This window comes from Delftia sp. DS1230, from assembly GCF_040112715.1.
Lineage (GTDB): Bacteria > Pseudomonadota > Gammaproteobacteria > Burkholderiales > Burkholderiaceae_C > Comamonas > Comamonas tsuruhatensis.
In genome coordinates this window covers 3,869,886-3,884,266 of sequence record NZ_CP157763.1, presented here as the reverse complement: position 1 = coordinate 3,884,266, position 14,381 = coordinate 3,869,886, and the positions used below count along the sequence as shown (strand labels likewise).

The following is a 14,381-nucleotide window of genomic DNA, read 5'->3' as shown; positions in this document are numbered from 1 at the left end:
GGCCTCGCCCCGAGAGGGGGCTGCACGTCCATGAACGCCGTAGAAATCGAACAAGCCATCACCGACCTCGCGGAGCAGCCGTTCGACCGTGCGGAGTTCCCCTATGCCTTTCTTGAGGCGTTCGGCAACAAAGCGACCACCATCAAGCGCCTGCGCGCGGGGGCGTCGAACAAGTCCGACCTCGGCGGTGTTCTCCAGACCAGCAATATCCACATCCTGACCTGCGACGTAGGGCGGGTGACACAGACGCTGGCCGCTCTCAAGGCCAGCCCGGCGACGGCCAAGGCCAAGGCGAAGTTCATCCTCGCCACCGACGGTGCGGACTTCGAGGCCGAAGACCTGGCCAGCGGTGAGACCGTCGCCTGTGCCTTCAAAGACTTTCCCGACCACTTCGGCTTCTTCCTGCCGCTGGCGGGCATCAGTACCGTCCGCCAGATCAGCGAAAACGCCTTCGACATTCGGGCCACCAGCCGCCTGAACCGTCTGTACGTCGAACTGCTGAAAGACAACCCTGAATGGGGCACGGCGGAGCGCCGCCACGACATGAACAAGCTCATGGCGCGGCTGATTTTCTGTTTCTTCGCCGAGGACACCGACATTTTCATCGGGAAGGGGCGTTTCACCGAAACCGTTGCGCAGATGAGCGCCAAGGACTCGTCCAACACGCACGAGGTCATCGCCACGCTGTTCCGCGCCATGAACACCAAGCGCGAGGACCGGGCTGCCGCCAAGATTCCTCGATGGGCCGAAGATTTCCCCTACGTCAACGGGGCTTTGTTCTCCGGCGGCGACGAGGTGCCGCGATTCAGCAAGATCGCCCGGTCCTACCTGCTGCACGTTGGTGGCCTGGACTGGACCAAGATCAATCCTGACATCTTCGGCTCGATGATCCAGGCCGTGGCCGAAGACGAGGAGCGCGGCGAGCTGGGGATGCACTACACCAGCGTTCCCAACATTCTGAAGGTGCTCAATCCGCTGTTCCTCGACGACCTGCGGGCGAAGCTGGAGGAGGCGGGCGACAACGCCCGCGTGTTGCTCAACCTGCGCAAGCGCATTGCCAAGATCAGGGTATTCGACCCGGCCTGCGGCTCGGGCAATTTTCTGGTCATCGCTTATAAGGAAATGCGCGCCATCGAGGCCGAGATCAATCGGCGGCGCGGCGAGCCGGATCGCGCGTCGGAGATCCCGCTCACCAACTTTCGCGGGATTGAGCTGCGTGACTTCCCGGCGGAGATTGCCCGCCTTGCGCTGGTCATCGCCGAGTATCAGTGCGACGTGCTGTACCGGGGGCAGAAGCTGGCCCTGGCCGAGTTTCTGCCCCTGCGTAACGAGAACTGGATCACCTGCGGCAACGCGCTGCGGCTCGACTGGTTGAGCGTTTGCCCGCCCACCGGGACGGACGTGAAGGTGCTGGCGGATGATCTGTTTGAGACGCCGCTCGACCAAGCGGAGATTGACTTCGAGAACGAAGGCGGCGAGACGTACATCTGCGGCAATCCGCCGTACCAAGGAAGCGTTGGTCAGACAGCGCAGCAGAAGGAAGACATGGCGCGAGTCCTCGCGCCCCTTCTAAAGACTTACAAGGATTTGGACTATGTAGCCGCGTTCGTTCTGAAAGCAGCTCAGTTCAACAATTTTACTGGGGCGGCAAGCGCATTCGTAACGACTAACTCCATCACTCAAGGAGAGCAAGTTGCAATGCTTTGGCCGCTCGTATTTAAAGAGTGCAACACGATCAACTTTGCGCACACATCGTTCTTGTGGAGCAACCTCGCTAGTAACAAAGCTGCTGTCACGTGTGTGATTCTCGGCCTGACGACCAACCCTGGCTCTGAAAGGAAACTGTTCGGCGAAGGCACTGTTAGATCATGCGCCAACATTAGTCCGTATCTTGTCGCTGCTGATACCGTGATTGTCACGAAGAGATCGAGTGCGCTTTCAGCCATCGGACATATGCAGTCGGGGAATAAGCCGACTGATGGAGGTCATCTGACACCATCTACTGAAGAGAAGGATCAAATAATTGCAGCGAGTCCAGATGCCAGACGCTTCCTAAAGCGCTACGTTGGATCGCGCGAATTGATAAACGGTGGAGCTCGCTGGTGCATATGGATCGAGGATGACGATCTTGAAGAGGTAAATCGCATCGATATTCTTCGTGACCGCCTCGAAAAGGTTCGCGAAATGCGCTTGAGTAGTAACGGAGCTCAAGCCAACGAGAACGCTGCCACGCCGCATCGCTTCGTTTTCGCCCCTCATAGTCGCCACGCTGCAATCGCAGTTCCGAATGTGTCGTCGGAACGAAGGTTGTTTCTTCCGTGCGAGATAACTGGATATGACACCGTTGTCTCCAATCTCGCGTCGGTGATTTACGATGCGCCGCTTTGGAACTTGGCACTGATTGCATCACGCCTGCATCTCGTTTGGATCGCCACCGTTTGTGGCAGGCTGAAGACCGATATTCGCTACTCCAATACCCTCGGCTGGAACACCTTCCCCGTGCCCACGCTCACCGACAAGAACAAGGTCGATCTCACGCGCTGCGCTGAGGATATCTTGCTGGCGCGGGAGCATCACTTCCCCGCGACCATCGCGGACCTGTACGACCCCGAGAACATGCCCGCTGACCTGCGTGCCGCACATGATCGCAACGACGAAGTGCTGGAGCGCATCTACATCGGTCGGCGCTTCAAGAACGACACTGAGCGGCTGGAAAAGCTGTTTGACCTTTATACCAAGATGACCGCTTCGGCTGCACCGGCCAAGGGCAAGAAACGCAAGGCGGGAGCCAACGCATGAGCGACAAGATCAAGTCCGTACCGTCCGTTTCCGTCACCTACGCCCGAAACGGCGCATCGACCAAGGCCAATGCTCTTGGGATGCGGCCCATGCAGGAGCGGGCCTACGAGAAGCGGGGCGAGCAATACCTGCTTATCAAGTCGCCGCCCGCATCGGGCAAGAGCCGTGCGCTGATGTTCGTGGCACTCGACAAGCTCAAGAACCAAGGCTTGAAGCAGGCCATCATCGTTGTGCCGGAGAGGTCCATCGGTGCCAGCTTCAACGACGAACCGCTGTCGAAGTACGGCTTCTGGGCGGACTGGCAGGTCGAACCCAAGTGGAACCTGTGCAATGCGCCAGGCAACGACAACGGCGGCAAGGTCAAGTCGCTGGGCGCATTCCTCGAAGGCGAGGACAAGGTGCTGGTCTGCACCCATGCGACCTTCCGCTTCGCTGTCGATGCCTACGGCGTCGAGGCGTTCGACGACCGATTGATCGCGGTCGATGAGTTCCACCACGTTTCGGCCAATCCGGACAACAAGCTCGGCTTGCACCTGGGGCAGTTCTTCGCGCGGGGCAAGACGCACATCGTCGCCATGACCGGCTCCTACTTCCGTGGCGACGCCGAGGCCGTGCTCGCGCCGCAGGATGAGTCGAAGTTCGATACCGTCACCTACACCTACTACGAGCAGCTCAACGGCTACGAGTACCTCAAGCAACTCGACATCGGCTACTTCTTCTACAGCGGGCCTTACGTCGACGACATCCTCAATGTCCTCGATCCCGCCGAGAAGACCATCATCCACATCCCGAATGTCAATTCGCGCGAGAGCACGAAGGACAAGATGCGGGAAGTGGAGCACATCATCGAGGCGCTGGGTGAATGGCAAGGCATCGACCCTGCGACCGGCTTCCAACGTGTCAAGCGCCCCGATGGCCGCGTGCTGCGGATCGCCGATCTCGTCGATGACGATGCCGCCAAGCGCGACCGCGTGTCCGCCGCGCTCAAAGACCCGGCGCAGAAGAACAGCCGCGACCATGTGGACATCATCATCGCGCTGGGCATGGCGAAGGAAGGCTTCGATTGGATTTGGTGCGAACATGCACTGACCGTGGGCTACCGCGCCAGCCTGACCGAGATCGTGCAGATCATCGGCCGAGCTACCCGCGACGCGCCCGGCAAGACCCGCGCGAGGTTCACCAACCTGATCGCCGAGCCGGACGCAGCCGAGGAAGCTGTCACCGAGGCCGTTAACGATACGTTAAAGGCCATCGCGGCGAGCCTGCTGATGGAGCAGGTTCTTGCTCCGCGCTTCGAGTTCAAGCCCAAGAACCCCGACAGTGGCCCGGTGCCGGGTTTTAACTACGGCGAGGGTGGCTACGACCCGGATCGCTGCAACATCGGCGTCAATGAGCAGACAGGGGCGTACCAAATCGAGATCAAGGGCATCGCCGAGCCCAAGAGCAAGGAGGCGGCGCGAATCTGTCAGGAAGACCTGAACGAAGTCATCGCGGCCTTCGTGCAGGACAAGCCCACCATTGAGCGCGGCCTGTTCGATGAGGAGTTGGTGCCCGAGGAGCTGACGCAGGTTCGCATGGGCAAGATCATCAAGGACAAGTATCCCGAGCTTGACGCCGAAGATCAGGAGGCCGTGCGCCAGCATGCCATCGCCGCCCTCAACCTGACGCAACAGGCCAAGCGGCTTGTCACCGAAGGCGAGAGCGACGGGTCGCCCAACACCGCCCTGATCGACGGCGTGCGCCGCTTCGCGATGGACGTGCGCGAGCTGGACATTGACCTCATCGACCGCATCAACCCCTTTGGCGAAGCCTACGCCATCCTCGCCAAGACCATGAGCGAGGACAGCTTGAAGCAGGTCGCGGCGGCCATCTCGGCGAAGCGCACGAGTCTGACGCCGGACGAGGCGAAGGAGATGGCTGTTCGCGCCGTTCAGTTCAAGAAGGAGCGCGGACGCATTCCTGCACTCGATTCCCAGGATGCCTGGGAGCGACGCATGGCCGAAGGCGCGGCCGCCTTTATGCGATTCAAGGCGGAGGGGCGCTATGAGTAACTCCGATCTTGACGAACTCGCTGCGGAGCTTGCCGAGTTCGCACCGCCCGAGGCGAAGGCCGGACGGCCGGCCAGTGAGGAGCGCGTCATCGCGGGCTTCGAGGAAATCCAACGCTTCACCGAGAAGCACGGGCGTGCGCCGCAGCATGGTGAGGATCGCGATATTTTCGAGCGCCTCTATGCCGTGCGCCTGGACCGCTTGCGTGCGCTCCCGGACTGCCGCGCCCTGCTGGAGCCGCTGGACCATCAGGGCTTGCTTGCCGGGGCGCCTACCGTTGCCGCTTCGGCAGATGAAGCCATCGACATCGACGACCTGGCCGCCGAGCTGGCGGGCGTAGCCGACGCAGACGACATCACGGTCCTACGCCATGTCCGCACCAGCGCCGACAAGCGCGCCGCCGAGGAGATCGCGGATCGCAAGCCTTGCGAAGACTTCGAGGCGTTCAAGCCACTGTTCGAGCGCGTAGCGACGGAAGTCAAGACCGGATTGCGCCAGTCCCAGCCCATAGAGGCGGGCCGCCGCGCGATTGAGGCCGGGGACTTTTTCGTTCTCGATGGAATCACGCTCTACGTCGCAGACGTCGGCGAACCGCTGAGAACCACCGCCGGGGAAGTGGACCGCCGCCTGCGCCTCATCTTCTCCAACGGCACCGAAAGCAATCTGCTGTTGCGCTCGCTCCAGCGCGCTTTCTACAACGACCCCGCCGCGCGGCGGCTGGCCTCGCCCGAGAGCGGACAACTCTCCTTCGGCGGCGAGCTTGAGGCCGATGATGTCGAAAGCGGCACGATCTACGTCCTGCGCTCCCTCTCCGATCATCCCTATGTCGCGCAGCACCGCGACATCATCCACAAGATGGGCGTGACCGGGGGCAGGGTGGAGACGCGCATTGCCAACGCCGAACACGACTCCACCTACCTGCTGGCGAAGGTCGAAGTGGTAGCGACCTACAAGCTCGCGGGCGTCAACCGCACCCGGATGGAGAACCTGTTCCACAGACTGTTCGCGCCCGCGCGGTTGAACATCACGATCAACGACCGCTTCGGTCATCCTGTGCAGCCTGAGGAATGGTTCCTAGTGCCACTTCATGTGATCGACGAGGCGGTTCAGCGCATTCGAGATGGATCGATCACCGAGTTTATCTATGACCCGCAGACCGCTCGACTGGTGGGCTACGCGCGGACTAACTATAAGGATGAACCATGATGGAAAGTCTGCGACCGAAGCAGTCAGAGGCTCGATCCATGGTCTTTGCAGAAGGGGCGCAGTGGGTCCGTGCTGACTTTCATCTGCATACCCGAGCGGACCGAGAATTCAAGTTCACGGGCGATGACAACTTCTACAACAGCAACTATGTGGATGCGTTGGAGAAAGCGGACATCCGATTGGGCGTCATTACCAACCACAACAAGTTCGACTTCGAAGAATTCAAAGCACTGCGCAAGACGGCCCAGAAGAAGGGTATTGCGCTGCTGCCAGGCGTTGAGTTGTCGGTCAATGACGGGGCTAATGGCATCCACACGCTTGTTGTGTTCTCCGACGAATGGATCGATGAACACAATTACATCAACCCCTTTCTGACCAGCGCATTCGAAGGTAAAACGCCCGCGCAGTACGAGCAGGAGAACGGGCGCACTTCATGGTCGCTTCTGGAGACCATCAAGAAGCTGGAAGGCTATCACCGGGACTTCTTCCTTGTCTTCGCCCATGTCGAAGCCCCGAGTGGCCTGTGGGCGGAGCTGGATGGCGGCCGGCTTACTGAGTTGGGGCAAAACGAGTTCTTCCGACGCAGAACGCTGGCTTTTCAGAAGGTACGCACGCACGACGGCGCAGGCAAAGACAAACCCTGCCGCACCAAGATTCAAAGCTGGCTACAGAGCTGGTACCCCGCCGAACTGGAAGGCAGCGACCCTAAGAGTGTCGATGAAATCGGTCGAGGCAAAGCCAGCTACCTGAAGCTGGGCGAACTGTCCTTCGAGGCGGTCAAGTTTGCCTTGAGCGATCCCGCTGGGCGGGTAGCCATGGAGCCGCCCAAACATCAAGCGTCGCACATCCGCAGCATCCGCTTCGACGGCGGCATCCTCGATGGGCAAGTGCTGCATTTCTCTTCCGAACTCAACACGTTGATCGGCATCCGGGGCAGCGGCAAATCGTCCATCCTGGAGGCAGTACGCTACGCCCTCGACATTCCACGCGGCGAGAAGGCGCAGGACACCAAGTACAAGGATGAGTTGATCCGCCATACCCTTGGCAGCGGCGGCAAGGTGACGCTGACAGCATGTGACGTGTACGGACAGGAGTTCACCATCTCCCGCATCTTCCGCGAAGCCCCGAATGTCTATTTGGGCGGCAAGTTGCAACCCGGCGTGTCGATCCGGGAAACCGTACTGCGCCGTCCGATCTACTTCGGCCAGAAGGACCTTTCCAGCACCGGCGAAGGCTTCGAGACCGATCTGGTGGAAAAGCTGGTTGGCGAGAAGCTGCGTGTGCTGCGTGACGAAATAGAGGTTCAACGCCAGCGCGTGCGTGACGCTGCTCAGCGCTGGCTCAAGCTCAGCAACACGGCCGAACTCAAGCGCGACTTCGAGACCCAACTAAATGATGCCAACTTCCGTCTGACCAAGTTCGCGGAGCACGGTGTCGCCGATAAGCTCCAAAAGCGACTTGGCTTCCAGCAGGACGCCACAGCGCTCGCGCGCATGATGGAGCGGGCAGACAGCTTCATCCTCGCTCTAGGAAGTCTGATTGCCGAGCATGAGGACGAGCTGCGGAACGCAACGAGCTACGTTTCCAAGCAGAACCCGGATTTCTTCACGGCCTACTACGCTGAGTTCTCCAGCCTCGTTGCCAAGGTCGATCAGCTCAAGCAGATCGAGCGAGAAGCGAACGTCATTGCAGCTCGCCTCAAGACCAAACAGGGCGAATTTGAAGGCGCAAGCAGGAGCCTTCAGGAGGAGTTCGCACAAGTCGAGCGCCAACTGGCTCAGGAGCTCAAGCAAACCGGCATGACTGCCATCCAGCCGGACGACTTCCTGGCCCAGCAGCAGCGCAAAACCAAGGCGGAGCAAATGCTGGAGGCGCTGGCCAAGCAGGAATCACAGCAGACCAGCATCCGCGACGCGCTGTTTGCCGAGATCGACAAACTCAATGAACTATGGCTGCGCGAGTTCAATACCATCAAGGTAGAGCTGGACCGCGTGAACGCTGGCCACACCGCCCTGCAGATCGAAGCGGACTTCAAGGGCGACAAGGAAGCCGCCATCAGCTTCATGCAGCAGCTCTTCAAGGGCAGCAACATTCGCGAAACCACGCTGCGCGCAGTGATGGAGGACTATGCCGATTTTGGCGGCCTCCTACGTGCCTTGCCGGGAGCCTTGGCGAAGGCCGGCAGCACCCCCGAGGTCTTCGAAAAGACCTTCATGCAGAACCTGACCGATTTCGTCACCTGGCAGGTGCCCAACCGCTTCGTCATCCGCTATCGCGGCAAAGAGTTGAAGCACCACTCTCTCGGGCAGCGCGCTTCGGCGCTGTTGCTGTACGTGCTCAGTCAACGCCAGAACGACGTGATCATCATCGACCAACCGGAAGACGATCTGGACAACCAGACCATTTACGACGATGTGATCAAGCTGCTACGGGAAATGAAGCCTCACGCCCAATTCATCTTCGCCACCCACAACGCCAACTTCCCGGTGCTGGGTGACGCGGAACAGGTGCACGCCTGCCAATACCAGGACGAGAAGGTCGCCACGCGAAGCGGCAGCATCGACGCCCGCCCGGTGCAGGACGCCATCATCAACATCATGGAAGGAGGCCAGGAAGCCTTCAACCGTCGCAAAGAGGTCTACAACCTATGGAAACCACAGAGCTGATCGACCTGCTCAGCCGGGGCGAGGACAGTCGGCAGCAGTTCAAGACGGACATCAACAATGCCGACGCCTTGGCAGCAGAGATCGTTGCCTTCAGCAACACCGCTGGTGGTCGCATCTTCATTGGGGTGAACGACGACGGTTCGGTGCGCGGTCTATCCGGCGCCGACGTTGCTCGTCTCAACATGCTCATCGCCAACGTGGCCTCGCAGGTCGTGCGTCCCGCCGTGAACCCGCTCACGGAAAACGTGCCTCACCCGGCAGGCACGGTGCTGGTGCTCTCTATCGCTGAGGGCGTCAACAAGCCCTACATGGACAAGAACGGCGCGATTTGGGTGAAGAACGGCTCGGACAAGCGCCGCGCCACCTCGCGCGAGGAATTGCAGCGCCTGTTCCAGCAGGCGGGTTTGGTGCACGCCGACGAAACGCCCGTAGCGGGCTTGAGCGCGGGCGATGTGGACATGCCCTATTTCGAAACCTTCTTCGAGCAGCAATTCGGTGAGCCGCTCGCCCAGCATAACCAGCCGCTGCCGCAGTTGCTGACCAACATGAACCTGATGAACCAGGGGCAGCTCAACGTGGCGGGCGGTCTGCTGTTCGCCAAATCACCGCACTACGCGCTACCCGCCTTCGTCGTCAAGGCCGTCGCCTTTGTCGGCACCCAGATTGAGGACGAACGCTACATCGACAGCCGCGACATCGTCGGCAAGCTGGCCGACGTGTTCCAGCAGACGTTGGGCTTTATCGTCGCTAACACCCGCGCCGCGCAGGGCGAGCAGGGCTTCAACTCCCAGGGGCAGCCTGAGATTCCCCGCATCGTCTGGGAAGAACTGGTCGCCAACGCCCTCATTCACCGCGACTACTTCGTCAGCGCGCCGATCCGCGTACTGGTCTTCGCGGATCGTGTCGAGATCATCAGCCCTGGCCACCTGCCCAACAACCTGACTATCGAGAACATCAAGGCCGGCAACTCCAATATGCGCAACCCCATCCTGGCGTCCTTTGCCGCCAAGCTCCTGCCTTATCGCGGATTGGGTAGCGGCCTGCTGCGCTCACTGAGGGCATGGCCGCAGATCGAACTCATCGATGATCGGTCCGCCAATCTGTTCAAGGCTATCGTGGCGCGTCCCAGCTTGCTGGAGCCGGCCGGAAGTTCTTGACTGGGGTCGTCTCAGAAAACGGAAAATAAAGCACGCTAAGCCGGTTGCAGCGGTCGTAGCGGCCTGAACTTGCCCGCGCCGATCTTGGCGCTGCTGCGCCAGAGGTAATCGCCGGTGAGGTTGATGTGCTCCCAACCGAGCGGCGACAGGTACTGCAACAGCGCGTCATCAACGGCATGGCCGTTGCCACGCAGCGCGTGCGCAGCCCGTTCCAGATAGGGGTCAGTTTGGATATCGAAAATTATTGTACGTTAAGGTGATTTTTTGTACCTCTGAGCTGTGGTAGAGCTTGACCACTTTGACAGGCAGCTTTGAGCGAGAAACGGACATTTCTAACAACATTCTGTATGAATAACGGGAAGCAGGTCAGCCTGGGCGTTTCAAAAGCTCACAAGAAAACTAGATTAATGCAGCTATCAATGCTAGTTAATTTATGGTTGATGTGTCCTTTGGCAAGCGGGTCTACGGGGTAGTATGAAAAAGAGTTCTTTGGTTTATGTGCTGTGTTTTGTCGGTGGATGTATGGACTGCATCAGTTTTTTATTGTTATTCCATACGCTGCTGGGTTTAATGACGTTTAATACCATGTACGGTTTGATCGGTTTTTTCAATCCTGAGTCTGGTATTAAAATAGGTCTGCACCTTTATCTGGTGGCATTTTTCATCGTGTCCGTTTTTCTGCTGAAACTGTTGCATGAAAAAGCCAGCGTGAAAAAAATCATTGCCAACGAGACCTATATTCGCATTCAGGTCGGCCTGATTATTATTTACGCTATCATTGGCAGTTACGCGCTCAGGCATGGGTTATTAACCCCGGATGGATGGCTGTCGTTCCTGGTCGCCAGTCTTGGGATGCTGCCTGTTTATCTGCAGAACTATGTTATCAGTCATAACCACAAATCACAGACCGGTACGGTGGTCATGACCGGTAACTACGTCAGTATGATCAGTAGTTTTGTGAACTGGCTAACTCAGAAACACAGAGCACCTGAGAACAAAGGCACGTTAACGCATTATCTTAAGGCGCATAGCAGCTTTTGCTGTGGTGTGGTGCTGATGGCTATTCTGTCTCGCTGGGTCGATTTTCTGGGTCTATTTATTCCCGCCGTGCTGCTTATGTTTCATTGTGTGAAATTTAGCGACAGAATAGTTCCTGAGCATAATCAGAAATAACTTGCCTGTTATTTAATTTCGGCGTCGCGTTGCTTGGCCGGGCTACGATTCCCGCTGAAATTTACCGCCAGATTGTGAGGGAATTGTCATGGAGCTGTCTCCGAAGAGTGATGCTATGGCCACCACCGGAGAGGCTAATCTGGCGGGTATCGGAACCGAACGGAGTCAGCCTTATCGGCCTCATCGACACCGGCACATCTTACGATGCCACCGTTCGGCCACCATTGAGATGTAGCAGTACGCGGGGTCTCCTCGTTTTCAGTGCAATAAGTGACGGTACGCAAAGCTAGCACTGGCGCGGGGGTGGTCTGGGTAGACCGTTGATTTCATTGACTTTCCTGTTCGCTTTGTAAACGGGTATGGTGGCCTCCCACTTTTGAGGTTCACGATGCAGGGTTGGCACACAACGTTTTTGGGGATGCGTGGGCTCCCCCGCGATATCAGCGACTTCGAGATGAAGGCATTTTTCACCTTCGATGGTGCCGAGCGCGACGCAATCAATGCACGCCGAGGTGATTCCCACAAGCTTGGTCTGGCGCTCCATATTGGTTTCCTGCGCATGAGTGGGCGTTTGCTCGGTGCCTTTCGGGTAATTCCAGTAGCCTTGTGGCGCCACCTTGGCAACGAGCTTGGCATTGCAGCACCAGAAGTCGCCTCGCTGAGAGCCATGTATGAACGCGGGCGCACGCTATTCGATCACCAACAAGTAGCCTGCACGGTCCTTGGATTCCAGTGGATGAGCGAGCACCAGCGCCGCTCACTGGTACGTGAACTGCGCGACGAAGTGGCGCGCTGCGCCGACCGCGATCAGCTACTCGTGCGGGCGCGTCAATGGCTGTACAAGAACAAGCTGGTGATCGTGCACGAGCGGGCAATTCGGACACTGATTGCGGCGGCACTTGCCCAGCTTGAAGTTGAAACAGGCACCGCCATCGCCGCCAGCGTTGATCCAGCAACACTTGATCGCTGGCGAGCCTCAGTTTCAGAGCTGCGCCCAGATGGACAAACCCAGCAGAGTTGGCTATGGGCTGCACCGGCGAAACACTCAACCCGCCAAATCAGCGAGGTACTGGAGCGCATCGACCTGCTTTACACGCTGGACGTTCATAAGCACCTGGCAGACATCCCCGATCTCATCTTGCGCCGCTACGCGCGCCGACTTGTCTCCAGGCCGCCCTCAGCCGGAGCCAAGATCAAAGAGCCAGCGCGCACCGTGGAGGTCGCATGCTTTCTTCGGTATTGCCTGTTCACCACCACAGACCAGTTGATCCTTATGGTGCAGCGCCGGATCGCCGATCTGTGGCGTCAGGCTGCCGCCGATGTCCCCGCTACCGTCAATTGGGCCGCAATGTACAAAACGCTGCTCGGCGAACTTGTTGCCTTGAGCGCGCAAGGTGCGGTGCCAGATGCTGAGTTGCGTGCCCGTCTTGAAGCCTTGATCACCGAAACCCAGAAACGCAAACCACCGAGCAGGGCCTCCCTGGTCCGCGAGGGATTGATTGATGGAATTCGCCCCGTGCGGTCGTTGCTCGTCGCCATTGCAAAGCTGCCCTGGCAGGCCACCGGCGAGCATCCTGCCATCGAGTACCTTGCCAAGCTGCAAGCTTTATATCTCAAAGGATCCAGAAAGCTGCCAGTTGAAGTGGTGGCACCAAGTCTGGGAATGATCTGGCAGGTTTCGATCTCCAGCCCAGACCGGGAACGGGCGTTTCAGGCGTTGGAGGTGGCCACCCTGTTTGCCCTGCGCCGCGCGGTGCGCAATGGCTCGGTCTGGATTGAGCACAGCCTGAGCTTTCGGGGTCGTGCGCGCTTGTTCTTCACGGACGAGCGTTGGCAGGCAGAGTCCAAGAAACACTATGCCCGTCTATCGTTACCCAGCAAGGCTGCCACTTTCTTGAAGCCTTTGCTGGCCAGAGTAACTGCCGGTGTCGATGCGGTGGCCGCTGCAGCCCGCAGTGGCGTACTGCGCGTGGATGATGAACTCCATTTGTCGCCATTGCCCGCAGAGGACGAAGACCCAGAAGTGACCAAGCTGCGCGCGGCTTTGGATCACCGCATCGGTGAGGTTCAATTGCCGGAAGTGATTCTGGCCGTTGACGCCCAGGTGCGCTTTAGCTGGATCATGCTCGGACGTGAGCCGCGCTCTACCGACGAGCTGCTGATGGTCTATGCCGGCATCATGGCCCACGGCACCAGTCTGACTGCGGTCGAATGCGCGCGCATGATTCCGCAATTGTCTGCCACCAGCATTCGCCAGGCCATGCGCTGGGCGCGGGACGAACGGCGTCTGAGCCAGGCCTGCCAGGCTGTGCTGGAATTCATGCAGCGACACCCGATTGCCGCCACCTGGGGGCGGTCCGATTTGGCATCTTCTGACATGATGAGCATGGAGACCACCAAACGGGTGTGGCAAGCCCGGCTTGATCCTCGGCGCAACACACCTTCCATTGGAATCTACTCCCATGTAAAAGACCGGTGGGGCATCTTCCATGCGCAGCCCTTTGTGCTCAATGAGCGCCAGGCGGGCGTGGCCATTGAAGGTGTCATCCGCCAAGAAAAGCTGGAGACCAGCCAGCTTGCTGTGGATACCCATGGCTACACCGACTTTGCCATGTCACATGCCCGTTTGCTTGGTTTTGATCTTTGCCCGCGGTTGAAGGAACTCAAACAGCGCCACCTCTTTGTGCCACGCGGCACCAAAGTGCCCGCAGAAATCGCTGCGGTGTGCGAAGCCAATGTCGACGTCGCTTTGATCGAAAAGCATTGGGATAGTCTGGTGCACCTGGCAGCCTCGGTCATGAGCGGACATGCCAGTGCGGTGGCAGCTCTTGCGCGGTTCGGTTCTGCCGCCCAGGGCGATCCAATCTATGAGGCTGGCGTGCAATTGGGGCGGTTGCTGCGTACGGCGTTTTTGGCTGACTACTTTGTCAAGGACGCTTTCAGGAACGAGTTGCGCCGGGTGCTCAATCGGGGCGAGGCTGTTAACGCCCTCAAGCGCGCCATTTATACCGGCCGGATCAGCCCGGCGCAGGCCAAACGTGTCGATGAAATGCAGGCTGTGGCCGATGCGTTGAGCCTGATGGCCAACATCGTGATGGCGTGGAATACCTCACAGATGCAGGCGGTCCTGGATCGCTGGTCGAACCGCCGCCAGGTCATTCCACCGGAACTGATCGGGAAGATTGCGCCCACCAGGCTGGAGAGCATCAACTTGCGGGGTGTGTTTCGCTTCCCGGTTGACCGCTATGCTGACCAAATCCTGCCTTCGCGGCCAAATGCATCGATAACTGGCACCAATGGATGAAACCGACCACGGTTTGACGCCACGAAT

Annotated in this window: 7 protein-coding genes and 1 pseudogene; 7 read left to right on the top strand and 1 reads right to left on the bottom strand. The window is 59.0% G+C overall.

Annotated elements, in window-relative coordinates:
• Positions 1-30: 30 nt before the first annotated feature.
• From AAN986_RS17420 to AAN986_RS17400, 5 genes are read left to right on the top strand one after another with little or no spacing between them, the layout of a single operon-like run.
• The gene (locus AAN986_RS17420) at positions 31-2,799 is read left to right on the top strand and encodes a class I SAM-dependent DNA methyltransferase (protein ID WP_166226530.1); all 2,769 of its coding nucleotides are present in this window, start codon (positions 31-33) and stop codon (positions 2,797-2,799) included.
• On the top strand, positions 2,796-4,850 hold the full coding sequence (locus AAN986_RS17415) for a DEAD/DEAH box helicase (protein ID WP_166226532.1): 2,055 nt from the start codon (positions 2,796-2,798) through the stop codon (positions 4,848-4,850). The genes AAN986_RS17420 and AAN986_RS17415 overlap by 4 nt, the downstream gene beginning before the upstream one ends.
• Positions 4,843-6,054, top strand: coding sequence for a GIY-YIG nuclease family protein (locus tag AAN986_RS17410; protein ID WP_166226534.1), 1,212 nt, complete (start codon positions 4,843-4,845; stop codon positions 6,052-6,054). The genes AAN986_RS17415 and AAN986_RS17410 overlap by 8 nt, the downstream gene beginning before the upstream one ends.
• Positions 6,051-8,720, top strand: coding sequence for a TrlF family AAA-like ATPase (locus AAN986_RS17405; protein ID WP_116356570.1), 2,670 nt, complete (start codon positions 6,051-6,053; stop codon positions 8,718-8,720). The genes AAN986_RS17410 and AAN986_RS17405 overlap by 4 nt, the downstream gene beginning before the upstream one ends.
• Complete coding sequence (locus AAN986_RS17400; RefSeq protein ID WP_166226536.1) at positions 8,702-9,877, top strand: RNA-binding domain-containing protein; 1,176 nt, start codon at positions 8,702-8,704, stop codon at positions 9,875-9,877. The genes AAN986_RS17405 and AAN986_RS17400 overlap by 19 nt, the downstream gene beginning before the upstream one ends.
• 35 nt (positions 9,878-9,912) lie before the next feature.
• On the opposite strand, the pseudogene AAN986_RS17395 reads toward AAN986_RS17400, so the two are convergent.
• Positions 9,913-10,095 (bottom strand): annotated as a pseudogene (locus tag AAN986_RS17395) (Tn3 family transposase); the annotation flags it as partial.
• 256 nt (positions 10,096-10,351) lie between these two features.
• On the opposite strand from AAN986_RS17395, the gene AAN986_RS17390 reads away from it, so the two are divergent.
• Together AAN986_RS17390 and AAN986_RS17385 are read left to right on the top strand one after the other, a co-directional pair.
• Positions 10,352-11,050, top strand: coding sequence for a YoaK family protein (locus tag AAN986_RS17390; protein WP_086265130.1), 699 nt, complete (start codon positions 10,352-10,354; stop codon positions 11,048-11,050).
• Between the two features lie 388 nt (positions 11,051-11,438).
• Positions 11,439-14,354 carry a Tn3-like element IS1071 family transposase gene (locus tag AAN986_RS17385; RefSeq protein ID WP_003049965.1) on the top strand — a complete coding sequence of 972 codons (2,916 nt, stop codon included), beginning with the start codon at positions 11,439-11,441 and terminating at the stop codon, positions 14,352-14,354.
• Positions 14,355-14,381 lie beyond the last annotated feature (27 nt).